Source organism: Burkholderia sp. MSMB0856 (assembly GCF_001524645.2).
Classification (GTDB): domain Bacteria; phylum Pseudomonadota; class Gammaproteobacteria; order Burkholderiales; family Burkholderiaceae; genus Burkholderia; species Burkholderia diffusa.
In genome coordinates this window covers 1,977,767-2,000,286 of sequence record NZ_CP013428.1, presented here as the reverse complement: position 1 = coordinate 2,000,286, position 22,520 = coordinate 1,977,767, and the positions used below count along the sequence as shown (strand labels likewise).

The 22,520-nt window shown below is 67.4% G+C and carries 18 protein-coding genes; 14 read left to right on the top strand and 4 right to left on the bottom strand.

Annotated elements, in window-relative coordinates:
- The first annotated feature begins 352 nt into the window (after positions 1-352).
- The 6 genes from WS87_RS26565 (at position 353) to WS87_RS26540 (ending at position 7,075) form a co-directional block, all read left to right on the top strand.
- Positions 353-649, top strand: coding sequence for a cupin domain-containing protein (locus WS87_RS26565; protein ID WP_059534137.1), 297 nt, complete (start codon positions 353-355; stop codon positions 647-649).
- Positions 650-1,276: 627 nt separating this feature from the next.
- On the top strand, positions 1,277-2,890 hold the full coding sequence (locus WS87_RS26560; RefSeq protein WP_059819560.1) for a DUF2957 domain-containing protein: 1,614 nt from the start codon (positions 1,277-1,279) through the stop codon (positions 2,888-2,890).
- 74 nt (positions 2,891-2,964) lie between these two features.
- Positions 2,965-4,218: a DUF2957 domain-containing protein gene (locus WS87_RS26555; RefSeq protein ID WP_059819559.1), complete on the top strand. Its 1,254-nt coding sequence runs from the start codon at positions 2,965-2,967 to the stop codon at positions 4,216-4,218.
- Between the two features lie 73 nt (positions 4,219-4,291).
- On the top strand, positions 4,292-5,116 hold the full coding sequence (locus WS87_RS26550) for an OmpW/AlkL family protein (RefSeq protein WP_059819558.1): 825 nt from the start codon (positions 4,292-4,294) through the stop codon (positions 5,114-5,116).
- A gap of 123 nt (positions 5,117-5,239) precedes the next feature.
- The gene (locus WS87_RS26545; protein WP_059534146.1) at positions 5,240-5,743 is read left to right on the top strand and encodes a hypothetical protein; all 504 of its coding nucleotides are present in this window, start codon (positions 5,240-5,242) and stop codon (positions 5,741-5,743) included.
- A 222-nt stretch (positions 5,744-5,965) separates the two neighbouring features.
- Positions 5,966-7,075: a hypothetical protein gene (locus WS87_RS26540; protein WP_059819557.1), complete on the top strand. Its 1,110-nt coding sequence runs from the start codon at positions 5,966-5,968 to the stop codon at positions 7,073-7,075.
- An 80-nt stretch (positions 7,076-7,155) separates the two neighbouring features.
- Here WS87_RS26540 and betA read toward each other — a convergent pair whose 3' ends face one another.
- Genes betA through betI form a run of 3 tightly spaced genes read right to left on the bottom strand, consistent with a single transcriptional unit; the run spans position 7,156 to position 10,965 of the window.
- Entirely contained in the window at positions 7,156-8,856 is a 1,701-nt protein-coding gene (gene betA, locus WS87_RS26535) for a choline dehydrogenase (RefSeq protein ID WP_059819556.1), read from the bottom strand.
- Between the two features lie 22 nt (positions 8,857-8,878).
- Positions 8,879-10,348, bottom strand: a complete 1,470-nt coding sequence (betB, locus tag WS87_RS26530; RefSeq protein WP_059819555.1) for a betaine-aldehyde dehydrogenase — start codon at positions 10,346-10,348, stop codon at positions 8,879-8,881.
- 32 nt (positions 10,349-10,380) lie between these two features.
- The gene (gene betI / locus WS87_RS26525) at positions 10,381-10,965 is read right to left on the bottom strand and encodes a transcriptional regulator BetI (protein WP_059534154.1); all 585 of its coding nucleotides are present in this window, start codon (positions 10,963-10,965) and stop codon (positions 10,381-10,383) included.
- A 720-nt stretch (positions 10,966-11,685) separates the two neighbouring features.
- Between betI and WS87_RS26520 the strand changes: the two genes are divergently transcribed.
- From WS87_RS26520 to fdhA, 8 genes are all read left to right on the top strand, one after another.
- Positions 11,686-12,588 (top strand): alpha/beta fold hydrolase, encoded by a 903-nt coding sequence (locus WS87_RS26520; RefSeq protein ID WP_059819554.1) that lies wholly within the window; start codon positions 11,686-11,688, stop codon positions 12,586-12,588.
- Between the two features lie 67 nt (positions 12,589-12,655).
- Positions 12,656-13,225, top strand: coding sequence for a methyltransferase family protein (locus WS87_RS26515; RefSeq protein ID WP_059692019.1), 570 nt, complete (start codon positions 12,656-12,658; stop codon positions 13,223-13,225).
- A 17-nt stretch (positions 13,226-13,242) separates the two neighbouring features.
- On the top strand, positions 13,243-14,526 hold the full coding sequence (locus tag WS87_RS26510) for a glycosyltransferase (RefSeq protein ID WP_059819553.1): 1,284 nt from the start codon (positions 13,243-13,245) through the stop codon (positions 14,524-14,526).
- Positions 14,523-16,109, top strand: a complete 1,587-nt coding sequence (locus tag WS87_RS26505; protein ID WP_059819552.1) for a DHA2 family efflux MFS transporter permease subunit — start codon at positions 14,523-14,525, stop codon at positions 16,107-16,109. The genes WS87_RS26510 and WS87_RS26505 overlap by 4 nt, the downstream gene beginning before the upstream one ends.
- A 10-nt stretch (positions 16,110-16,119) precedes the next feature.
- Positions 16,120-17,058, top strand: a complete 939-nt coding sequence (locus WS87_RS26500; RefSeq protein ID WP_059819551.1) for a glycosyltransferase family 2 protein — start codon at positions 16,120-16,122, stop codon at positions 17,056-17,058.
- A gap of 8 nt (positions 17,059-17,066) precedes the next feature.
- Positions 17,067-18,911 carry an efflux transporter outer membrane subunit gene (locus WS87_RS26495; protein WP_059819550.1) on the top strand — a complete coding sequence of 615 codons (1,845 nt, stop codon included), beginning with the start codon at positions 17,067-17,069 and terminating at the stop codon, positions 18,909-18,911.
- On the top strand, positions 18,911-20,101 hold the full coding sequence (locus WS87_RS26490; RefSeq protein WP_059819549.1) for an HlyD family secretion protein: 1,191 nt from the start codon (positions 18,911-18,913) through the stop codon (positions 20,099-20,101). Before WS87_RS26495 ends, WS87_RS26490 begins: the two co-directional genes overlap by 1 nt.
- Positions 20,102-20,373: 272 nt before the next feature.
- Positions 20,374-21,570 (top strand): formaldehyde dehydrogenase, glutathione-independent, encoded by a 1,197-nt coding sequence (fdhA, locus tag WS87_RS26480; protein WP_059600256.1) that lies wholly within the window; start codon positions 20,374-20,376, stop codon positions 21,568-21,570.
- Between the two features lie 93 nt (positions 21,571-21,663).
- Here fdhA and WS87_RS33735 read toward each other — a convergent pair whose 3' ends face one another.
- Positions 21,664-22,518 carry a hypothetical protein gene (locus tag WS87_RS33735; protein WP_059819548.1) on the bottom strand — a complete coding sequence of 285 codons (855 nt, stop codon included), beginning with the start codon at positions 22,516-22,518 and terminating at the stop codon, positions 21,664-21,666.
- Positions 22,519-22,520 lie beyond the last annotated feature (2 nt).

Below are 22,520 nucleotides of genomic sequence, written 5' to 3'. Positions count from 1 at the left end.
GTCGAGCGCGGCATGGCGAACGGGCGTCATGTCGAACGGCGTTGTGGTGCGGGATCGCAGGACCGCCATATTAGCAATCGGAAGATGGAAATGCATTTCGACGCAAAGGACGTGCGATGCGCGTGCCGGATTTGCGGCAAATGTGTGTAAGTCATTCAATAAAGCGATGCTTTATTTGAATCGGGCGAACAATGCGTGCGGTTTTCGGGCAGTCGGATAGTGATCGCGCTTGCGCGCGGCAGCGTGGCGCGCAGCAGGCCGACTGTGCCGCCCGAACGCCGTCGCGCCGTACCGGGACGGCGTGCGCCGCGCTCGCGATAATGCGTTCCTTTCACGTCGCGGAGCGAAGCGTATGTCTTTGATCGATTTCAAGTCCGTCGCGGCCGCGCAGGCCGTTGCATGGAAATCCACGATCGTCGGCGAAGTCGGGCCCGCCCGGATCAAGGTGCTGCGCATGGACGCGCAGCCGTACGAAGCGGAAGTGCACGACTACAACGAAGGGCTGCTGGTGCTCGACGGCAGGCTGATGCTCGAGGTCGACGCGAAGACGGTCGTCGTCGAGGCCGGGCAGATGTACCTCGCGGTCGCCGGCTTGCGCCACGCGGTGCTGCCGGGCAGTCACGGCACGCTCGCGATCATCGACGTGTGAGTTTGCGTCACGGCATGCGTGCGGTCGCCGGAGGCCCACACGCCGGGCCTTGCACGAGGTCGACCGCCGACATTCAAACGCGCGTTATACTGCCTCGGTATTTGTCTGAGCAAATAAATTGAAGGCTGTTTGAAAAACTGTCAAACACCATGCTCGCACTAGGATCGCGCGGTTCGGCACGTTTGGAACTCTGCATCCATTTACTTGTGCGTAGCGTCCGATCATAGTCTCGACAAACGACGCATCACGATAACGAATCAAGCGTACGTACGGAGACCAATACATGAGACGCCTATCCGAGGGCCTTGTCGCATCGCCGTTTTCCTGCTTTTCGCCGGATGCGGGCACGACGCGCATCGCGTGCTGCCTGAGTCATCGCATCGCGTTGTCGCTGTAGCGACGCACCACATTCCATTTCGATTTCCCCGATGGCGCCGTGCCGCATGACGGCGGCGCCGGATAGCGCTTGCCTGCCGCGTCGGTCCTGATCGCATTCGCGTGACCAGCGACGCGGCGCGCATTGTGCGCATCGTCATGCGCCGCGCGTCGTCGCGACGGCGCGATACCAACCGGCGGGCCACGCAGCCCGTTCGGGCGAGACCTGTCTTACCTCACAAGGAGGGGTTGATGCTTTGCATTCCTGATTGGCGGAAGGCGATCCTGTCGTGCGCCGTGCTGGCGCTGCCGTTCGTTGCCGGTTGCGGCGGCGGCGACGATCCGGGCCCGATCAACGTGCCGCAGTGCTCGGGCAGCGCATGCGGGCCGAGCGGCGCGGAAACGACGCCGCCCGTCGTGACGAAGCTGTGTCCGGATTCGCTCGACTACACGACGACCTACACGGGTGGCGCCGGCAGCGGCGAATACGTGAAGGTGAAGTTCGACACGACGAAGCTCACTTACCAGATGCAGTTCATCGAATCGTCGGTGCCGACGTCGGCGGGGCAGGTCAACAACACGCGTGCGGGCCTGACGATCAGTGGCGCATTCCACCATCCGACCAATCTGCCGACCGCCGAGCAGAACCGCTGCGCGTTCGTGCTCGACAGCGGCGCGACGAGCGACGGCGCGTATGCGGTGACGATCAATCGCGCGGATCCGCCGATGCTGTTCGTCGGCAACGGGGTGGTCGGCGGCGGGATTCCGGGTGCGACGATCGCGTTCGCCGGTCTCGAGCCGTTCCCCGGCGTCGTGCTCGGCACCGTGCCGTCGCGCACCTTCGATTTCTATCCGTTCATCGGCTTCACCGACACCGAAACCGACTTCTCGAAGGTCGCCGGGAATTACAACGAACTCGGCATCCACCTGTCGCCGGTCGGCGGCAGCGCGCAGAGCAGCACGGGGGCGATCGGCTGGCAACCCGATGTCGTCAACTGGAACCAGACGTTCAACGCCGACGGCTCGTGCACCATCACGGCAGGCAGCGACTACTCGTGCCAGACCACCGGAACGCCGTGGGCGTTGCGCAAGAACGCGGACGGTTCGTCCGACAACGTGTTCGTGAGCCATCCGCTGGCGAACGCGGGCGGCAGCCTCATCTATCCGTTCGCGGGGCAGGGCTCGGCAATCGTCATCGTCGCACCGAGTCAGGCGAAGGGCATCATGATCGTCGGCAAGCTGAACGGCGTGCTGGTGCCGGTCGTGATTCGCGTGGGCTACACGCATATCGACGCGAGCAACCTGCTGGCGTCGGTCGCCGATGCCGAGGTGGGGATCTCGATGCTGTCGCGGACCACGGCCGTCGCGGCCAATTCGTTGAAGGGCGGTTTCATCGGCGCAACGAGCGCGTCGGCGTGCGGCGTCGTGGCGCCCAGCACCGCGACGTTCGCGATCGCGACGGCGGGGCCGAGCTTCAACAACAACATCCCGCATCCGGATCTGCCCGGCACCTTCGACGGTACCTTCTTCCTGGCACAGGCCGGCAGTTGCAATGACGGTACCGCCGTATCGACGATGGCCGCGAACTATACGTCGACGCTGTTCCAGGGCGCCACCGCGGCGTTCATCGACCCGCAGACGTCGTCGGTCACGTCGCAGTTCGCGCTCGACTACACGCAAGCCACGCCCGGAAAGATCAAGGTCACGGCCTCGCAGGACTTCAACGCGAAGGGGGCGAACGGCAACGTGGCGATCTTCAGCAAGGGCGACACCGGCTGGATCGTGACGGCCGGGAACATCTACGCGATGGTCGTCAACAACAACAAGGTCAACCCGTTCTTCACGGTCGGAGCGTTCGTCCAGTAACGGCGGCACACCTAACACGGAACACCGGCGGCGCACGCGTCGCCTCCGGCGAATCGAAATTCAAGAGGATTCCTATGAATGTGAAGCATTGGATGGCCGCGGCGTCGCTCGCGCCCGTGCTGGTCGCGTGCGGCGGCGACGGCGACCCGCCGCCCGCGCCGGTGGTCCGGCTGTGCCCGCAGACGATCGACTACAACACAGTGTTCATCGGCGGATCCGGCTCGGGCGAGCTCGTGAAGGTGCAGCTCGACACGACGAAGATGACGTACCGGATGACCTACCTCGCATCGCCGGTGCCGACGACCACCGGCACGGTTCAGCCGACGCGCGACACGGCGCCGGCCAACGTTGTCGACGGCACGCTGGCCGACGAAACCGGCTTGCCGACCATGAAGCTGAACCAGTGCACGTTCCGGATGCAGAACGCGAGCCTCGACCCGAGCCGGCCGGCGCGCCTGTTCCTCGGTGAGGGCGTGCTGGGTGGCGCGATTCCGGGCGCGACGATCCAGTTCGACGGCGTGATCGGCGTGGGCAAGATTCCGAAGACGACGTTCCCGTACTACCCGTTCATCAGTTTTTCGTCGCTCGAAACCGATCTGATGAAGATCGCCGGCACGTACAACCAGCTCGGCTACCACCAGGTGCCGTCGCAGAACTTCCAGCCGGTGGCACTCGACCAGCAGGTGACGATCAACGCGGACGGCAGCTACGTCGAGACCGACAACTTCGGCAAGAAGAACGGCGGGCAGCCGCTCGCATCGAGCGCAACCGTGAACCAGCCGTTCACGCTGCGCCCGGATGCGCCGGCGTTCCAGTCGCTGAACTACCAGCCGCAGATTCCGCCCACCCTCGCCGCGCTCGATCCGGCGAAGGCCGGCAAGGGCATGCTGATCGTCGGCAAGCTGCGTAACCAGCTCGTGCCGGTCTTCATCCGCACGGGTGCCGCGAACGCGGACCTCACGCAGGGCCCGCCGAGCGCGGACGACGAGTCGGGCATCTCGTTCCTGAGCCCGCAGACGGCCATCGCCCAAGGCTCGCAGAACGGCGAGTACACGGGTGTCGACAGCGCGTTCAACTACCGCGCGACCGCGCTCGTCGGTGCGCAGGCGACGCTGCTCGATCCGTTCAACGCGTCTCAGGCCGCGCTCACGCGCGCGCTGAACCTCGATTACACGCAGAAGGTGCCGGGCGTCGTGACGACCGTGCACGCGGACGCGGCGTCGGGGCCGGCGACCGGCAAGTTCGTGTTCACGGGCGGCGTGTTCGGGTTCCTCGACATGGCCGATACGAGCAATCCGTACTTCACGGTCGGCGCGTTCGTGCAGTGATCACACGCGGATGGAGACACGGCGGCGTCGCGCATGGCTGCGCGACGCTCCGAAAGAACGAGGGGGAGACTTCATGAAGAAGCTGATTGTCGCGGGTGTCGTCGCAGGCATGTCGACGCTCGCATCGGCCCAGCAGGCGGGCGACAACGTCGCGACGCTGGGCTGGCTGCACATCATGCCGCAGGATTCGACCAACGGGCTGACGACGAATCTCGCGAGCATGCCGATCAACGGGCCGCTGCGGCTGCCCGGCTCGTTCACGTCGCCGGGCACCAGCCTGACGGTCAACAACGCCGATACGGTCGGCCTCACGCTCACGCACTTCTTCACCGACCATATCGCGGTGACGTCGGTGCTCGGCGTGCCGCCCGAGTTCACGCTGACCGGGCACGGCGTGATCCGGCCACCGGGCCCGGCCGGTTCGCTCGGCAGCGTCAACATGGACAATCCGTCGAATCAGCCGGCCGTGAAGAATGCGCGGCAATGGAGCCCGACGATCATTCTGCAGTACTACTTCAATGCACCGACCGCGAAGTTCCGCCCGTTCGTCGGGATCGGCGTGGCCTACAGCTGGTTCAGCAACATCGAACTGAACGGCAACTTCGCGAAGGACATCAACGAGAACCTCGGCAGCGTGCTCGCGGCCGGCGCCGGCAAGCCGGGGCCGACGTCGGTGGAGGGCAAGGCATCGTCGTCGTTCACGCCGGTCTACAACGTCGGCGCGAGCTATGCGATCGACAAGCACTGGGGGCTGACGGCGACGCTGACCTACATGCCGCTGAAGACTTACTCGTCGCTCGTGATCAAGGCTGCCGACGGTTCGACGCTCGCGACCACGCGCACGCGGCTGAAGGCCGATCCGCTGATCACGTTCGTCGGGATTTCCTACAAGTTCTGAGCCGTCCGGCGTGCATTGCGCACGCCGGCGGCTTCCTGCGACCGAGCGGCCGGGCCGATCCGGCCGGGGTGTCGCGTTCCTGGCGGCATGCCGCCATTTGTGAAGAGAGAGGGGGCAGTTCAAATGAGCATTCGCAAAATCGTATCGCTTGTTGCTGCAGTGGCATTCACCGCGGTTTCGGCCGCGCCTGCTTTCGCCGTGACCGTCTCGCGTGCCGACGGGCAGGCCATGAACCCGAACGGGGAGCCGTTCTCCGCGACGGGCCTCACGGTCCTGGCCAAGGGCTCGATCAACGCGACCTGCAACGCGACGTTCAACGGCACGATCTCCTCGACGGGCATCGTCAACATCACGTCGACGACGTTTACGGGCGCCGCGACGTGCGGCCTGATCAGCGGCAGCGCGACCAGCGCATCGCCGTGGACGGGCCAGGCCGACAGCACGACGCAACTGTCGATCAACAACGCGAAGGTGACCGTTTCGCTGCTCGGCGCCTGCGGGCCGAGCAAGGTCGTGACGACGTGGAGCGATCCGAACTCGTCGCTGACGTTCAACAACGCGGTGTTGACGCCGGACTGCACGGTCAGCGGCACGGTCGCCACGTCGCCGAAGTTCCACGTGCAGTAAGCGTCGCGCGATCGGAACCGGGCGCCCGCCAGGGATGAGGGCCGTGCAACGATGCGCGGCGGGTGTTCCGGTTTCGCGATGCATTCGCGTCGTCGCGCGTATCGGCGTGACGACCGGCCGGCCGCCTGCTTCGCGATCCGATGCGGGCGGCCGTGCAGGGGCCGGTGCGATGCACCGTGCCGGCTGCTTCGAACGACATAAAACAACCATTCCGGACCACCCATGCTCACCGACCCAGCGAAGTATGGCGATGCCCGCGCTGCGACGCCCGACCGGCTGCGCACGGCCGCGTGGCTGCAATACCTGATCGAACACCTGAACGAAGCGGCGTGCGCGGCGACGGACGACGTCGCCGCGACGGCCGCCACGCCGACGCACGCGGCACGCGTGCGTGCCGGCGCGAACCTGTCGCATGAAGCGATCGCCGTCCTGCACGAACTCGCGCCATGGATCGCAACGGACGGCGGCGGTTGCGCGTGCGATACGACCGATGCGTGCATGCACGTTCCCGACACGCGGCAGCTCGCGCACGCGGAACGGTGCTGCCCCGGATCGCGCGCGGTATTCGATGCGGCGCATGGTTTCGTCGATGCGTGGGCCTTCGACGATCCGAACGACGGCTGGGCCGCGCTCGAGCGGATTGCCGGCGGCGTCGGACCCGGCAGCGACGAAGTCGGCGGGCACGAAATGCGGGAGCGACTCGCGAACGGCGAGGCGCCGCCTGCGAAGAACCTGAGAGAACGACATGCGGCCGTCGCCGCGGCCTGCGTGGCGCCGTCGGCCGGGCCAGGGGCCGTCATCGACGCGATCGTGCTGCGCGTTTGCGGGCCGCGCGACGACGCAGCGCGCATCGACGAGATGGCCGCACTCGCGATGTACTGCGCGGAGCTTGCCGCCGGCAAGGGGATGTCCTTCACCGCGTACGGCGGTCGGCACAATCTGGTTGCGCGCGCGATTCGCGAACGGCGCACCGATCTCGCGTCGGTCGATGGACTGCTCGCGGCGGTGTCCGTGTGCCGGCTCGACCGGCTTGTCGGCGCGGGCAGTTTCTGGGCGTATTACCTGCTGGCAGGCATCGTGATCGCGACGCCGGGCATGGTGCGCGAGTTCGCGCGCCGCTTTCATGGCGACGCGTGGCAGGCGTGGCTCGATGAAGTGCTCGCGTGGCCGGCGGTCGGCCGCTTCGGGATGAAGGAGGATGTCGCGTTCGAACGTCTGAGCGGCGCGATGAGCCTGACGTCGCGATCGAATCCAATCGTGCGCGCGAAACGCGTGCGGCCGAGGGGGGCTGCGATCACGCGCTTCAGTACGGGGGGCGAGAGCAGCCAATGAAATGAAAAACGGCTCGCGGCGAGAACGCCACGAGCCGTGCAGGTTGCTGCTGCTGCGCTCCGGGGAGGGCGCTTGCGCGGTTACGCCGTTTCCGGCTGCCGCACCGCCTTAGCGAGATTCCGCGCCATCGCGCCGTTCGCGACGAAGTAAGGCACGTCCACCCGCGCCAGCGGCGTGCGACCGCGAATCTTGTCGGCGATCTTCTCCGCGATCATGATCGTCGGCGCGTTCAGGTTGCCGGTCGTGATGATCGGCATGATCGATGCATCGACCACACGCAGCCCTTCGAGCCCGTGCACGCGACCTTCCTCGTCGACCACGGCCATGTCGTCGTAACCCATCTTGCACGAGCACGACGGATGGAACGCGGTTTCCGCGCGGGCCCGCACGAACGCGTCGAGTTCCTTGTCGGTCTTGCAGTCGGCACCCGGGTTCAGCTCGCGGCCGCGATAGCGGTCGAGTGCGGGCTGCCGCATGATCTCGCGCGTTGCACGGATCGCATCGCGGAACTCACGCCAGTCGAGCGATTCGGCCATGTAGTTGAACAGGATGCTCGGGTGATCGTTCGGATCGCGCGAGCGCAGTTTCACGCGGCCGCGGCTCGGCGAACGCATCGAGCCGACGTGCGCCTGGAAGCCGTGCATCTCGATCGCGTTCGAGCCGTTGTAGTTGATTGCGACGGGCAGGAAGTGATACTGGATGTTCGGCCACAGATCGTCGTCGCGCGTGCGGATGAAGCCGCCCGCCTCGAAGTGGTTGGTCGCGCCGAGGCCGGTGCCGTTCAGCATCCATTCGAGGCCGATCTTCGGCTGGTTCCACCACTTGAGCGCCGGATACAGCGACACCGGCTCCTTGCACTCGTACTGGATGTACATCTCCAGGTGATCCTGCAGGTTCTGGCCGACGCCGGGCAGATCGAGCACGACGGGGATGTCGAGTTCCTTCAGCCACGCGCCGGGGCCGACGCCCGAGCGCTGCAGCAACTGCGGCGACGCGATCGCGCCGCTGCACACGAGCACTTCGCGGCGCGCATGCGCGGTCGCGCGCTCGCTGCCGCGCAGGTACGTGACGCCCGATGCGCGCTTGCCGTCGAAGAGGATGCGGTCGGCGAGCGCATGCGTGACGATCTCGAGGTTCGGCCGCACCTTCGCCTGGTCGAGGTAGCCGCGCGCGGTGCTCGCGCGGCGGCCCTTCGGCGTGACGGTGCGGTCCATCGGGCCGAAGCCTTCCTGCTGATAGCCGTTCAGGTCGTCGGTGCGCGGATAGCCGGCCTGCACGCCCGCATCGACCATCGCCTCGAACAGCGGGTTCACGCCCGGCTTGCTGGTCGTGACCGACACGGGGCCGTCGCCGCCGTGATAGTCGTTCGGGCCGACGTCGCGCGTCTCGGCCTTCTTGAAGTACGGCAGGCAGTCGAGATACGTCCAGTTCTCGAGCCCCTTGTGCGTCGACCAGTTGTCGTAGTCGAGCGCGTTGCCGCGGATGTAGCACATCCCGTTGATCAGCGACGAGCCGCCGAGCCCCTTGCCGCGGCCGCATTCCATCCGGCGGTTGTCCATGTGCGGCTCGGGGTCGGTCTCGTAGGCCCAGTTGTAGCGACGGCCCTGCAGCGGATAGGCGAGTGCCGCCGGCATCTGCGTACGGAAGTCGAAGCGGTAGTCGGGGCCGCCCGCTTCGAGCAGCAGCACCGTGACGTTCGGATCTTCCGTCAGGCGCGTCGCGAGCACGTTGCCCGCGGAACCGGCGCCGCAGATGATGTAGTCGTATTCGCGTGTCGTCATGACGGTGTATCTCCTGTCGTTCTCAAAACACCGGGTTGTAGCGGCCGAGCTCGACCTGTACCGATTTGATTCGAGTGTAGTGTTCGAGCGTCGTGATGCCGTTCTCTCGTCCGACACCGGATTGCTTGTATCCGCCAACCGGCATCTCGGCCGGCGATTCGCCCCACGTGTTGATCCAGCAGATGCCGGCTTCGAGGCGGTGGATCGTGCGATGCGCACGCGACAGGTTCTCGGTTACGACGCCGGCCGCGAGGCCGTAGTGCGTGTCGTTCGCGCGGGCAATCACTTCGTCCTCCGATTCAAAATCGAGGATGCTCATCACCGGCCCGAAAATTTCTTCGCGGACGATCTTCATGTCGTCGCGGCAGTCGCCGAACACGGTCGGCGCGACATACTGGCCGTTGCCGAAGTGGCCGTCGGTCAGGCGCGTGCCGCCCGCGAGCAGCTTCGCGCCTTCGGCCTTGCCGCTCTCGATGAAGCCGAGCACCTTGTCGAGCTGCGCGGCCGACACGAGCGGGCCGAAGTTGGTGTCGGCATCGGTCGGCTTGCCGACGCGAATGCGCTTCACGCGTTCGAGCACCTTCTGCGTGAATGCATCCTTGACCGAGCTGTGCACGAACACGCGCGTGCCGTTGGTGCAGACCTGGCCCGAGCTAAAGAAGTTGGCGGTGACCGCGATGTCGGCGGCGCGGTCGAGGTCGGCATCCTCGAACACGATCAGCGGGGACTTGCCGCCGAGCTCCATCGTCACTTCCTTCAGCGACGATGCGCCTGCGAGCGACATCACCTTCTTGCCGGTCTCGACGCCGCCGGTGAACGACACCTTCGCGATGTCCGGATGGCCTGTCAGCAGCGCGCCGACCGAACCGTCGCCCTGCACGACGTTGAACACGCCGGCCGGCACGCCGGCTTCCGTATAGATTTCGGCGAGCTTCAGCGCGGTGAGCGGCGTGACTTCGCTCGGCTTGAACACCATCGCATTGCCGGCCGCTAGCGCGGGCGCCGTCTTCCAGCATGCGATCTGGATCGGGTAGTTCCATGCACCGATACCCGCGCACACGCCGAGCGGCTCGCGGCGCGTATAGACGAACGACTCGGCGCGCAGCGGCACCTGCAGCCCCTCGATCGCGGTCGCGAGGCCCGCGTAGTACTCGATCACGTCCGCGCCGGTGACGATGTCGACCGCGAGCGTCTCGCCGATCGGCTTGCCGGTGTCGCGCGTCTCGATCGCCGCGAGTTCGTCGTTGCGTTCGCGCAGCAGGTCGACCGCGCGGCGCAGGATTCGCGAGCGCTGCATCGCGGTCATCGCGGCCCATTCACGCTGGCCTTCCTGCGCCGATGCGACCGCGCGGTCGACGTCGGCCGCGCTCGCCTGCTGCACCTGCGCGAGCAGTTCGCCCGTGGCGGGATCGAAGGTATCGAAAGTCTTGCCGCTGGTGGCGTCGACGTAACCGCCGCCGATGTAGAGGCGCTGCAAACCGTATACGGACATGAGAATCTCCTTGAGGGCGACTGCGTGACGCGTCAGTCCGACGCGAGCAGCAGGTCGATGTAATTGTGGGCGAGCTTCAGTGCAGCCCGTGTGTCGATCGGGCCGCCGGCGAGCGCGCCGCGCAGCCACAGGCCGTCGATCAGTGCGGCGAGGCCGCTGGCGGCTTCCCGCGCCTTCGCGCGCGGCAACGCCTTCGCGAATTCCGCGCACAGATTCGAATGGAGGCGCCGCGTGTTGACGTGCTGCAGGCGCTTGAGCATCGCGTCGTGCATGCTCTGCGACCAGAACGCGAGCCAGGTCTTCATCACGGGCGCGCTGACCTGCGTGTCGTCGAAGTTCGCGGCGACGATCGCGCGCAGCCGGGAACGCGGGTCCTTGCGTGCCGCGACGCGGCGGCGCGTGGTGGCCGCCCACAGATCACGCAGCACGTGCCGCATCGTGGCTTCGAGCAGGCCGTCCTTGTCGCCGAAGTAATGGCTGACGATACCCGTCGAGATGTTCGCGCGCTGCGCGACCGATGCGAGTGTCGTGCCGGGCAGGCCAGCCTCGTCGATCGAGCGCAGCGTCGCGTCGATCAACTGTGCGCGACGAATCTCCCGCATTCCGACTTTCGGCATCGCGACTCCCTTCGCCCGGACGGGCCGTTCCTGGAAGTCGAGAGCTTAGCGGTTTTTTATTGAACGTTCAATCAATAAAAAATCGGGGTCCGACGGGAAATCGTGTGATCGGCTTGAGGGGCAGATGCTGCTGCGACGATTGTGCAGGTGCGGAAAAACGAATTGAAAGGAGGTTAAATAAATTGAAGTTTGTTTAAAACGATTTCCGAAAAGGTGACGCAATGGTTGGGAGAGTTTCCCGATTCGATTTATTACACGTCGAAAGAATGTCGAGCTATGTGAGATTTTCGGAAATCCGAAAATTCTGATCTCGCGTACCGTCATAGGGAATTTCATGGAATTCGTTTCAATCAATCGATTTAAACTTCATATCTCATTGAATTTAAAGGAAATATTGTGAGTTTGAGATCGTTTATCGGCTCGGCCGCAAACGATTGCCATCAACCCGTGATCGATTCCGTCTACCATAAAAAATGCCAAAAATATTTGAATCGAGCCTATTTCCAGATGGAGTAGAGGGGATCGTTGGAATGACTTGAGTAAGTAATATTGCCCGTATTAGTATGGCGCCGAACCAAAAGGAATGAATCGGCGCCGCGGGTTTTTCCCGCGGTGCGTCTGCAATGGGCGCGGCCAACGACCGCGACACGGCCGGCGCCCGCCATTGCGCACCTGCAGCATGCCGCGACGCCGAGACGCCGCATCCACCGGAGAACGACGATGCCGACCGAAAAACACGTGGTCCCGCTACCGAATGGTCTGAAGGTCTACGTCGAACGGAACGTGTTCGATCCGTCGTTCGACACGGCGATGCTCGTCAACGGCGCGCTCGCAACGACCGCATCGTTCGGGCAGACCGTCCAGTATCTCGGCGAGCGGATGAACACGATCTGCTTCGACCTGCCGTATGCGGGGCAGTCGCGCCAGCACAACCCCGGCTGCTTCATCCTGACCAAGGACGACGAGGCCGCGATCCTCCAGCACCTGGTCGAGCGCTTCGCGCCGGCGTTCCTCGTATCGGTGTCGTGGGGCGGCGTCGCGTCGCTGTTCGCGCTCGCGCGCGGCTGCCCGAGCGTGCGGCGCGCGGCGATCTGCTCGTTCTCGCCGTTCCTGAACGACGCGATGGTCGACTACGTGACGCGCGCACGCGACCACATCGCCGCCGGCGAGAACCTGAAGGCCGCGCAGTTGCTGAACGATACGGTCGGCCGCTACCTGCCGCGCATCATGAAGCTGTACAACTACCGCTATCTGACGCGCCTGCCGCGCGACGAGCAGGACCAGGTCGCGTTCCACGTCGACCAGATCCTGTCGCTGCAGCCGGAGCGCTACCTGAGCGAGTTCTCGAACATCGGCTGCGAGCTGCTGTTCCTGAACGGCGAGCGCGACGAATACACGACGCCGGCCGATGTCCGTCAGCTCGCCGCACACGTTCCGCGCGCGCGCTTCGCGACGATTCCCGACGCCGGCCATTTCCTCGACATCGAAGGCCGCGCGCAGCGCGAAACCACGCGCGCGGCGCTGCTCGACTTCTTCTGCGACACGCCGCCCGTCGCCGCGGGCATCGCGCTCGGCGCCGCGCACGCATGCGTGTCCGCGCCGATGCCGGCGCTGTCGTCATGACGCAGCACGTCGCGCACCGGGCACACCGGGCGCATCCGAATTCTCTTCCACACGAGGCAGGCCAGCCGTGAATATCGTTCAGACCATCGCCATCGTCGTTCCCTGGGCCGCGTGGCTCGCCTACTGGATCATGACGTCGCAGGCCGTGAAGACGACCGTGCGCAAGGAGGCGTCGCGCTCGCGCACGCTGCAGTCGATTCCGCTGATCGTCGGCGGTGCGCTGATCATCCTGCCCGATCCGTCGTGGCAGGCACTCGTGCCCGACTGGCAGCGCTTCGGGCTGCAGGCGCAATGCGGGCTCGCGGTGCTCGTCGCGGGGCTGCTGTTCTCCGTGTGGGCGCGGCTGCATCTCGGCACGAACTGGAGCGTGTCCGTCACGCTGAAGGAAAACCACGAACTCGTCCGCACCGGCCCGTACGGCCTCGTGCGCCATCCGATCTACACCGGCTGCCTGATCGCGCTGGTCGGCGCCGCGCTGATCGGCGGCGAGTGGCGCGGCGCGCTCGGCGTCGCGCTCGTGTTCGCATCGCTCGCGTACAAGGTGCGCGTCGAGGAGAGCTGGCTCACCGGTCATTTCGGGCCGGCGTACACGCAGTATCGCCGCGAGGTCGCGGCGTTGATCCCCGGCTTCTATTGACCCCCGCGAGGCGCGCGATGGCGAAGGTGATCGTGACCGCGATCGGCTCGGCGGGCGACGTGCATCCGCTGCTCGGCGTCGCACGCGCGCTCGCGTTGCGCGGCCACGACGTCGTGTTCTGCACGCATCCGCCGTTCGCGGCGGCCGCGCGCCGCTGCGGCTTCACGTTCGTGCCGGTCGGCACGGCGGCCGAGTACGAGGCCGCGATGGCGAACCCGGCGCTGTGGGATCCGCGCACGTCGTTCCGCACGCTGTGGCAGGTGATCGCGCCGGTGCTGCGCCCGCATTACGACACGCTGCGCACGCTGACCGATCGCGACACCGTGCTGGTCGGCACGTTGTGGGCGTTTTCCGCGCGCTTCATGCAGGAGTTGCACGGCACGCCGTATGTGTCGGTGCAGGTGTCGCCGTCGACGCTGTTGTCCGCGCATGTGCCGCCGACGCATCCGCGCCTGACGATCCCCGCGCGCTGGCCGCTGCCGGTGAAGGCGGCGCTGATGACGCTGATCGAGCGACAGGTGCTCGACCGCGTGTGCGGGCCGGCGCTCAACGCGGTGCGCCGCGACCTCGGTCTTGCGCCCGCGCGGCGCGTGCTCGGACGCTGGCTGCATTCGACCGACGGCGTGCTGTGCCTGTTTCCCGACTGGTTCGCCCCGGCGCAGCGCGACTGGCCTGCTGGCGTTCTGCAAAGCGGCTTTCCGTTGTTCAACGACATCGCGACACCCGACGACGATCGGGCGCTCGACGCGTTTCTTGCCGCCGGCGAGCCGCCGGTGGTCTTCACTGCAGGGTCGACGCGGGTCGATCACGCCGCGTATGCGCGCACGGTCGCGGGCGCGCTGCATGCCACCGGCGCGCGCGGCATCCTGTTGAGCCCGCACGATGTGGCACCGGGCGGCGACCGGCTGCTGGTGCGTCGCTTCGTGCCGATGCGCACGCTGCTGCCGCGTTGCCGCGCACTCGTGCATCACGGCGGGATCGGCACCGCGGCGCTCGCGTTCGAAGCCGGAATTCCGCAGGTCGTGACGCCGTTCGCGCACGACCAGTTCGACAACGCGCAGCGCGTCGCGGCTAGCGGCGCCGGCGTGCGCGTCGACGGTGCGGTCGACGGCGTGCGTCTCGGTGCGGCGCTCGCGCGCGTGCTGGATGAACCCGAATTCTCCGTGCATGCCGAACGCACGCGTGCGCTGATTCACGCGGCACCGGACGGCTGCGAAACGGCTGCCGATTACATCGAGCGCTTCGCGCCGAACCACGAGCGCGCGATCTCGCGGCCCGTTGTCGCGATGGCGGGCACATGAGCACGGCATCGCCGCTTCGGGACACACCCGCCGTCTTCGACGCGAGCGAACCCGCACCCGTTGCGCCGCCGGTGCGCGGCGCGCGGCTCGCGCTGCTGACGTTCGCGCTGTCGCTCGCGACCTTCATCGAAGTGCTCGACTCGACCGTCACCAACGTCGCGGTGCCCGCGATCTCGGGCAGTCTCGGCGTCTCGAACAGCCAGGGCACGTGGGTGATCAGTTCGTATTCGGTCGCGGCCGCGATCGCGGTGCCGCTGACCGGCTGGCTCGCGCGGCGCGTCGGCGAGCTGCGGTTGTTCGTCGGCGCGGTGCTGCTGTTCACGCTGACGTCGCTGCTGTGCGGCCTCGCGCGCGACCTGCACGTGCTGGTGGTCTGCCGCGCGCTCCAGGGGCTGTGCTCCGGGCCGATGGTGCCGTTGTCGCAGACGATCCTGCTGCGCACGTTCCCGCCGGACAAGCGCACCGTCGCGCTCGCGCTATGGGCGATGACAGTGCTGCTCGCGCCGATCTTCGGGCCGGTGGTCGGCGGCTGGATCGTCGACAGCTTCTCGTGGCCGTGGATCTTCCTGATCAATTTGCCGATCGGGCTGTTCTCGTTCGCGGTCTGCACCGCGATGCTGCGCCCCGACGCGCAGCGCGGCGCGGCCGGCCCGATCGACGTGCCGGGTATCGTGCTGCTCGTGATCGGCGTCGGTTCGCTGCAGGCGATGCTCGATCTCGGCCACGACAAGGGCTGGTTCGATTCGCCGCTGATCGTCACGCTCGCGGTGGTCGCGGGGCTCGCGATCGTGTCGCTGCTGATCTGGGAGGCGGGCGAGGCCCATCCGGTCGTCGACCTGAGCCTGTTTCGCGATCGCACGTTCTCGTTCTGCGTGCTGATCATCTCGCTCGGGATGATGAGTTTCTCGGTAGTGGGCGTCGTGTTCCCGCTGTGGATGCAGGCGGTGATGGGTTACAACGCGTTCCACGCGGGGCTCGCCACCGCGTCGCTCGGCGTGCTCGCGCTCGTGTTCTCGATTCTCGTCGGCCTGCACGCGCACCGCTTCGACGCGCGCGTGCTCGCGACCTTCGGCTTTCTCGTGTTCGCGGCCGTGCTCGCATGGGACGCGCATTTCACGCTGAAGATGACGTTCGCGCAGATCGCCGCGCCCGGGCTGATCCAGGGGATCGGGTTGCCGTGTTTCTTCATTCCGCTGACTGCCGCGACGCTGTCGCGTATTCCGGACGACCGGCTCGCGGCCGCGTCGAGCCTGTCGAACTTCCTGCGCACGCTGTCGGCCGCATTCGGAACCGCGATGAGCGTGACGCTGTGGGACAACCGTGCGACCTATCACTACGACGTCGTGTCGCAATCGGTCACGCACGCATCGACGAACACGCAGCGCTTCGTGCACACGCTGAACGCGATGGGCGTGGACGGCGTGCGCGAGCTATCCACGCTGCACCAGGTCGTGATGCAGCAGGCGTACATGATGGCGACGGGCGACATGTTCTGGATGGCGAGCATGACCTGCCTCGTGCTTGCCGCGATGATGTGGCTCACGCGGCCGAAGCGCGGCGCGGCGGCTTCATTCGGACATTGAGGAGAGCGGCATGACGACACTCGGCGCACTCGTGATCCTGTATCACCCGACCGACGCGCAGCTCGCGGCGCTCGGTGCGTGGCGGCATGCGTGCGACGCGCTGCTCGTCGTCGACAACACGCCGCAGCCGGACGCACGCGCAAGTGAAGCATGCGCGCGCGACGGCATCGCGCTGCTGCATCACGGCAATCGCGGCGGAATCGCGGGCGCGTACAACGCGGGGCTCGCGGCGCTGTTTCGCGACAACGTCGACGCGGTCGCGCTGTTCGACCAGGATTCGTCGGTGCCGGCCGGGTACTTCGCGACGATGCGCGACGCCTGCGCGGGGCTCGCGGGGCGCGCGTTCCTCGCCGGCCCGCGCATCTTCGACGAGAACGCACGCAGCTTTCTGCCCGAACTCGCGACCAACGGGATTGCGTTGCGCCGGCTGCACGTCGATCCTGATGCGCGACTGCAGCGCTGCGCGTTCCTGATCTCGTCGGGCTGCGTCGTGTCGCGCGCCGCGTTCGATGTGCTCGGCCGCTTCGACGAGACGCTGTTCATCGATCACGTCGACACCGAGTACAGCTTCCGCGCGCTTGCGCGCAACGTGCCGCTCTACGTCGTGCCGTCGCTGGTGCTGCCGCACCGGATCGGCGCGAAACAGCGTCACGCGTTCGGCCCTTTCGAAATGACGTCGATGAATCACCCGTGGCAACGGCGCTACTACAGCGCGCGCAATGCGGTGCAGCTCGGGATGCAGTACGGGCTGCGCTTTCCGGTGGCGATCGTGCCGAACCTGCTGACCGTGTGGCAGGTCGTGCAGATCGCGCTCGTCGAGCGAGACAAGCGCGACAAGCTCGCCGGCATCCTGTTCGGCATCGCGGACGGCCTGTTCGGCCGGCTCGGTCCGCTCGAGCGCACGCGGCCACGTCTGGCTGCACGGGCGCAGCGCGTCCAGCAAGGGTGAGGGAAGCGATGCGGCGTGTGAAAGAAAATGCGGCAGAGCGGGCGCGTAGCGTGAAGGGCGGTGCGTTGATCGGAGCCGCGGCGGTGGCGATGGCATTGGGCGGATGCGTGCCGACGGGCTTCCTGCCGTCGCTGTCGTTGCACGCGCCGTCCGACGATGCGCTCGCGCTTACGGCCGGCCCCGGCGTGGACGGTGCATGGCCCGCACCCGACTGGGTGAAGCAGCTGCAGGATCAGCAGCTTGACGCGCTGGTCGCCGAGGCATCGCAAAACAACCCCGACCTGCAGGTCGCGCAGGCGCGGCTGCGGATCGCGCAGGCGCAGCTTCAGCAGTTCGATTCACTGACGGGGCTGACGGGCACGGCCGGCGCGACGGTCAGCCGCGCGCGGATGCCGAAGCCGGGCGACGACGTCGCCAACGTGTCGGTCGGCGGCTATCGCGTGCCGGTAGAGATATTTGGCGATCCGAACGTATCGCCGTCGTCGGTGTTCGTCGGGCTCAACTACCAGCTCGACCTGTGGGGCAAGAACCGCGCGGCGACGAAGAGCCTGATGTCGCTGCGTGAAGCGGCTCGGGTCGAGGCCGAGCAGGTGCGGCTCACGCTGGCGGTCGCGATCGTCACCGTGTACTGCCAGCTCGACCAGGCGTACGCGACGCAGGATCTGCTTCAGCAGAAGCTGAAAGTCAGTCAGCGCGTGACGACCGTGCTGCGCGAGCGTACCGCGCGCGGGCTCGACAACGCGTACGACGCGAGCGATGCGTCGATCAAGCGCAGCAAGCTGCTCGCTCAGATCGCGCTGAACGACGAGCAGATCAAGCTCGCGCAACTTCAGCTCGGGGTGCTGTCGGGCCGCGGCCCGGAGCGCGGGCTCGCGCTGCAGCGGCCACGCGTCGGCGCATTGGCCGGCGGCGCGCTGCCCGCGCGGCTGCCGGCCGATCTGCTGGGCCGTCGGCCCGACATCGTCGCCGCGCGGCTGCGTGTCGAAGCCGCGTTCGCGAATGCCGATTCGACGCGCGCGCAGTTCTATCCCGACGTGAACCTCGTCGCGCTCGGCGGCGTGTTCGCGCTGACGCCCGCGTCGCTATTCTCGCGCGACGCGCTCGGCGCGTCCGTCGGCCCGGCGATCTCGCTGCCGGTGTTCGATCGCGGTCGGCTGAAGGCGAAGCTCGGCGCGGACGTCGCGCAGGCCGACGTCGCGATCGGGCTGTACAACAAGACCGTCGACGACGCGCTTGGTCAGGTCGCGCAGATCGTCACGTCTCTGCGTACGTCGCAGACGCTCGTCGCGCAGCAGCAGGACGCGGTCGCGGCCGCGCAAAAGATCGTGGAGATTGCGACCGACCGTCATCGGCGCGGCGTGCTGATGCAGAAGGACGTGGATGTCGCGGATCTCACGCTGATCGACGAGCGCGCACAGATGATCGCGTTGCTTGGCCGGCAGCGGACGCTGCGTGTCGGATTGATCGGCGCGCTGGGCGGTGGGTTCGACGCGGGCGCGACGGTCGCGCAGGCGCCGACCGGGCATCGGGCGCGTGGCGGGGCGGCGAAGCGTGGCACTTCGCCCGCCGCGCCCGCCGTGGCGGCTGCAACCGCCAAGACCGCACCGACCGCCGCCGCCGCGAGCCAGTCGGTGGCGGGGCCGTCGGCCGATGCGCGTGCGCAGAGCGTGGCCGCCCCGCAGGTCGTCGCTGCATCGAATGCGGCGGCCGCACGACGCGACGAGGCGGCACGCATGCCGGCCATCGGCACCACGCCTCGCGGCGCTCCCGTTTCCTCTCGCGCGGCGGCGGCGAATCCAGCGCCGATCCCCCTGTTCCAGCATGACCGCCTGATCGTTACGCAAAGCGACTGATGCACCACGACAACCTTCATACCGCCGCGCAGCCGGCTGCCCTGAACGATCCCGCACTCGACGCGCGCCGGGCGACGCGCCGCAAGCGCTTCATGCTGTTCCTCGCGGCCGTGCTGCTGGCCGCGCTCGTCTGGATCGCGTTCTGGCTGTTGCGCGACCGCTATGACGAAGACACCGACGACGCGTACGTCGCGGGCAGCATCGTGCAGGTTGCCGCGCAGATTCCGGGCGCGGTGACCGACGTGCTGGTCGCCGATACGCAGGCCGTGCGCGCCGGGCAGACGCTGGCGAGGCTCGACGACACCGAGGCGTCCGTCGCGTTCGCGCAGGCGAAGGCGCAACTCGTGCAAGCCGTGCGGCAGGTCGCGAACGCGAAGATTTCGAACACGATGTACGTCGAAGCCGTGAACGCGCGCCAGGCCGACCTGTCGCTCGCGCAGCGCGCGCTCGCCGCGCGTTCGGGCGCGTCGGTCGAGATCGTCGCGCCGGAGGAACTGGCGCGCGCGCGCGCGGCGGTCGCCGGCGCGCAGGCCAATCTCGCGGCCGCACAGGCGCAGCTCGATGCGGCGCGCGCGCTCGGCACCAGATTGCCCGTCGACGAAAGCCCGTCGGTCGTGCAGGCGGCCGCGCAGTTCAAGCTCGCGTATCGGAACCTGAAACGCACGACGATCGTCGCGCCGGTCGACGGCACGATCGGCCAGCGTTCGGTGCAGGTCGGCCAGCAGGTCGGGCCCGGCGTGCCGCTGATGTCGATCGTGCAGCTCAATCGGTTGTGGATCGAGGCGAATTTCAAGGAAGGGCAGATCCGCCACATGCGCGTCGGGCAGCCGGTCGAGGTCGTGTCGGATCTCTACGGTTCGCGCGTGACCTATCGCGGCCGCGTGCAGGGCTTCTCGGCCGGCACCGGCAGCGCGTTCTCGATGCTGCCGTCGCAGAACGCGGCCGGCAACTGGATCAAGGTCGTGCAGCGCGTGCCGGTCGTGATCGCGATCGATCCCCGCGACCTGGCCGCGCATCCGCTGCGGGTCGGGCTGTCGATGCGCGCGACGGTCGATACGCGCAACCGCGACGGCCATGCGCTCGACAGCGAGCCGCCGACGCCGGCCGTCAGCACGCGCGTGCACGACGGGGTGGCGAGCGACGCGGAAGCGGCGGCCGCCGCGATCATCCGCGAGAATCAGGGCGGCTAATGCGCGCCCACCGGCGCGCCCGACCGGCCGATCGCGCCGATCGGCCGGGGCGCGCGCTCACGCGTTCCGTGCCTTCCACGATCCCGCCCTCCGGCCGTTCTCCCTGACCCGACTTTCGCATTTCCGCCATCGATGTCGGCACCGTTCAAACGCATGTCGCGTTTGAGACATCGGGCCCCCCACCTCCGGGACTACTCTCGAACAGCACGTTGCGTAGCACCGCATCTGCCGGCGCACAGCAGCGCCATCCAACGAGACATGGAGACAATACGATGAGCAGCAATCGAGGTGTCGTCTATCTTGGGCCGGGCAAGGTCGAAGTTCAGAAGATCGATTATCCGAAGATGGTCGATCCGACCGGCCGCGCGATCGGCCACGGCGTGATCCTGAAAGTGGTGAGCACGAACATCTGCGGTTCCGACCAGCACATGGTGCGCGGCCGCACGACCGCTCCGGTCGGCCTCGTGCTCGGTCACGAGATCACGGGCGAAGTGGTCGAGGTGGGCCCGGACGTCGAGACGCTGAAGATCGGCGATCTCGTGTCGGTGCCGTTCAACGTCGCATGCGGCCGCTGCGCGATGTGCAAGGACACGCATACGGGCGTGTGCCTGAACGTGAACCCGTCGCGTGCCGGCGGTGCTTACGGCTACGTCGACATGGGCGGCTGGATCGGCGGCCAGGCCGAGTACGTGCTCGTGCCGTACGCGGACTTCAACCTGCTGAAATTCCCGGACCGCGATCAGGCGATGGCGAAGATTCGCGACCTGACCTGCCTGTCCGACATTCTGCCGACCGGTTATCACGGCGCGGTGAGCGCGGGCGTGAAGCCGGGCTCGACGGTCTACATCGCGGGCGCGGGCCCGGTCGGCATGGCGGCGGCCGCGTCGGCGCGCCTGCTCGGCGCGGCGGTGACGATCGTCGGCGACATGAACGCGGAACGCCTCGCGCATGCGCGGGCGATGGGCTTCGAGACGGTCGACCTGTCGAAGGACGCGTCGCTCGGCGAGCAGATCGAGCAGATCCTCGGCGTGCCGGAGATCGATTGCGCGGTCGACTGCGTCGGCTTCGAGGCGCACGGCCACGGTTCGTCGGGCCATTCCGAGGAAGCGCCCGCGACGGTGCTGAACTCGCTGATGGAAATCACGCGGCCGGCCGGCGCGATCGGCATCCCGGGCCTGTACGTGACGGACGATCCGGGCGCGAAGGACAAGGCCGCGCAGCACGGCAGCCTGAGCATCCGCTTCGGCCTCGGCTGGGCGAAGTCGCACTCGTTCTTCACGGGCCAGACGCCGGTGCTCAAGTACAACCGCAACCTGATGCAGGCAATCCTGTTCGACCGTCTGCCGATCGCGAAGATCGTCAACGTCGAGGTGATTTCGCTCGACCAGGCGCCGGAAGGCTACAAGAAGTTCGACGGCGGCGCGCCGCGCAAATTCGTGATCGATCCGCACGGCTTGCTGGCGGCCTGACGCACGAACGACACGCATGAAGCGGGCGGCACCGGAGACGGTGCCGCCCGTTTTTCGCTGTGGGCGTGGCTGCGGTCGCGATGCGCCGCGCGCTCAATGCCCGCGATAGACCATCGCCAATTCGGCTCCGCTCGCCGTGGTTCGCCGACCATGACGCGTATGCACGCTCACGCGGCGTATCGCGTGCCCGTGTCGCGTTGCGGCGGCGCCGCCTTTCCAGTCGGCGACGCGAACGCCGCCGCCGCGCGCGCCGTTCGGTCCGTGAATCGGCGGCGCGTGCCGCACGAGCGTCGTCGTCGGGCGCCCTGCCGCGTGTCGGGGCGTGCCCGCGTTGCCAGGTTGGGCGGCCTTGATCGACCGATCGGCGTCGGTGTCGACGTTGGCGTCGGCGAGCCGATCGGTATCGACTGCCGCGCGCTCGGCCGGATGAAATGCCTGGACGGGCGCCGCCGCGGGTGCGGGCGCGGGCCCGACCGGCGACGTTGGCGCGTCAGCCGCATGCAGATTCGCGTAGGCCGTTGTCACCGGGCGCGACGCGCCAGGGCCGCGACAGGCGGGATCCGCCCGGCACGTCCGGTCATACGTCACATAGCCGCCGACCAGCATCACGAGGGTCAGGATGCTCAGCAGCGGCGCGCTCGACGCGCTCGGCCGCTGGACCGCCGCGCCGCGCACCGCGGCCGCGACGCGCGACGACCACGTCGGGACGGGCTGCACCTCGTGCGGGGGCGTGGCCTGCGCGGCGGGTGCATCGTCGCTCGATTGATGCAGCGGCGCGAACGGCCAGTCTCCCAGTCCGCAGACGGGGCACTGCTCGCTGGCGCGGAACGCCATGAAGCCGCACTGCCGGCAGCGCTGGCTGACGGCGGCGCGCGGCTCGGCACGCAGGTTCAGTGCGCCGCGCAGCGTGTCGCGCGTGCGGACTTTCCGGTTGGGCAGGACTTGCATGA

What these genes read in the sequence shown, in the direction of transcription:
- WS87_RS26565 (WP_059534137.1), top strand. Translation starts at nt 353, where the DNA reads ATGTCTTTGATCGATTTCAAGTCCGTCGCGGCCGCGCAGGCCGTTGCA.
- WS87_RS26560 (WP_059819560.1), top strand. Translation starts at nt 1,277, where the DNA reads ATGCTTTGCATTCCTGATTGGCGGAAGGCGATCCTGTCGTGCGCCGTG.
- WS87_RS26555 (WP_059819559.1), top strand. Translation starts at nt 2,965, where the DNA reads ATGAATGTGAAGCATTGGATGGCCGCGGCGTCGCTCGCGCCCGTGCTG.
- WS87_RS26550 (WP_059819558.1), top strand. Translation starts at nt 4,292, where the DNA reads ATGAAGAAGCTGATTGTCGCGGGTGTCGTCGCAGGCATGTCGACGCTC.
- WS87_RS26545 (WP_059534146.1), top strand. Translation starts at nt 5,240, where the DNA reads ATGAGCATTCGCAAAATCGTATCGCTTGTTGCTGCAGTGGCATTCACC.
- WS87_RS26540 (WP_059819557.1), top strand. Translation starts at nt 5,966, where the DNA reads ATGCTCACCGACCCAGCGAAGTATGGCGATGCCCGCGCTGCGACGCCC.
- betA (WP_059819556.1), bottom strand. Translation starts at nt 8,856, where the DNA reads ATGACGACACGCGAATACGACTACATCATCTGCGGCGCCGGTTCCGCG.
- betB (WP_059819555.1), bottom strand. Translation starts at nt 10,348, where the DNA reads ATGTCCGTATACGGTTTGCAGCGCCTCTACATCGGCGGCGGTTACGTC.
- betI (WP_059534154.1), bottom strand. Translation starts at nt 10,965, where the DNA reads ATGCCGAAAGTCGGAATGCGGGAGATTCGTCGCGCACAGTTGATCGAC.
- WS87_RS26520 (WP_059819554.1), top strand. Translation starts at nt 11,686, where the DNA reads ATGCCGACCGAAAAACACGTGGTCCCGCTACCGAATGGTCTGAAGGTC.
- WS87_RS26510 (WP_059819553.1), top strand. Translation starts at nt 13,243, where the DNA reads ATGGCGAAGGTGATCGTGACCGCGATCGGCTCGGCGGGCGACGTGCAT.
- WS87_RS26505 (WP_059819552.1), top strand. Translation starts at nt 14,523, where the DNA reads ATGAGCACGGCATCGCCGCTTCGGGACACACCCGCCGTCTTCGACGCG.
- WS87_RS26500 (WP_059819551.1), top strand. Translation starts at nt 16,120, where the DNA reads ATGACGACACTCGGCGCACTCGTGATCCTGTATCACCCGACCGACGCG.
- WS87_RS26495 (WP_059819550.1), top strand. Translation starts at nt 17,067, where the DNA reads ATGCGGCGTGTGAAAGAAAATGCGGCAGAGCGGGCGCGTAGCGTGAAG.
- WS87_RS26490 (WP_059819549.1), top strand. Translation starts at nt 18,911, where the DNA reads ATGCACCACGACAACCTTCATACCGCCGCGCAGCCGGCTGCCCTGAAC.
- fdhA (WP_059600256.1), top strand. Translation starts at nt 20,374, where the DNA reads ATGAGCAGCAATCGAGGTGTCGTCTATCTTGGGCCGGGCAAGGTCGAA.
- WS87_RS33735 (WP_059819548.1), bottom strand. Translation starts at nt 22,518, where the DNA reads ATGCAAGTCCTGCCCAACCGGAAAGTCCGCACGCGCGACACGCTGCGC.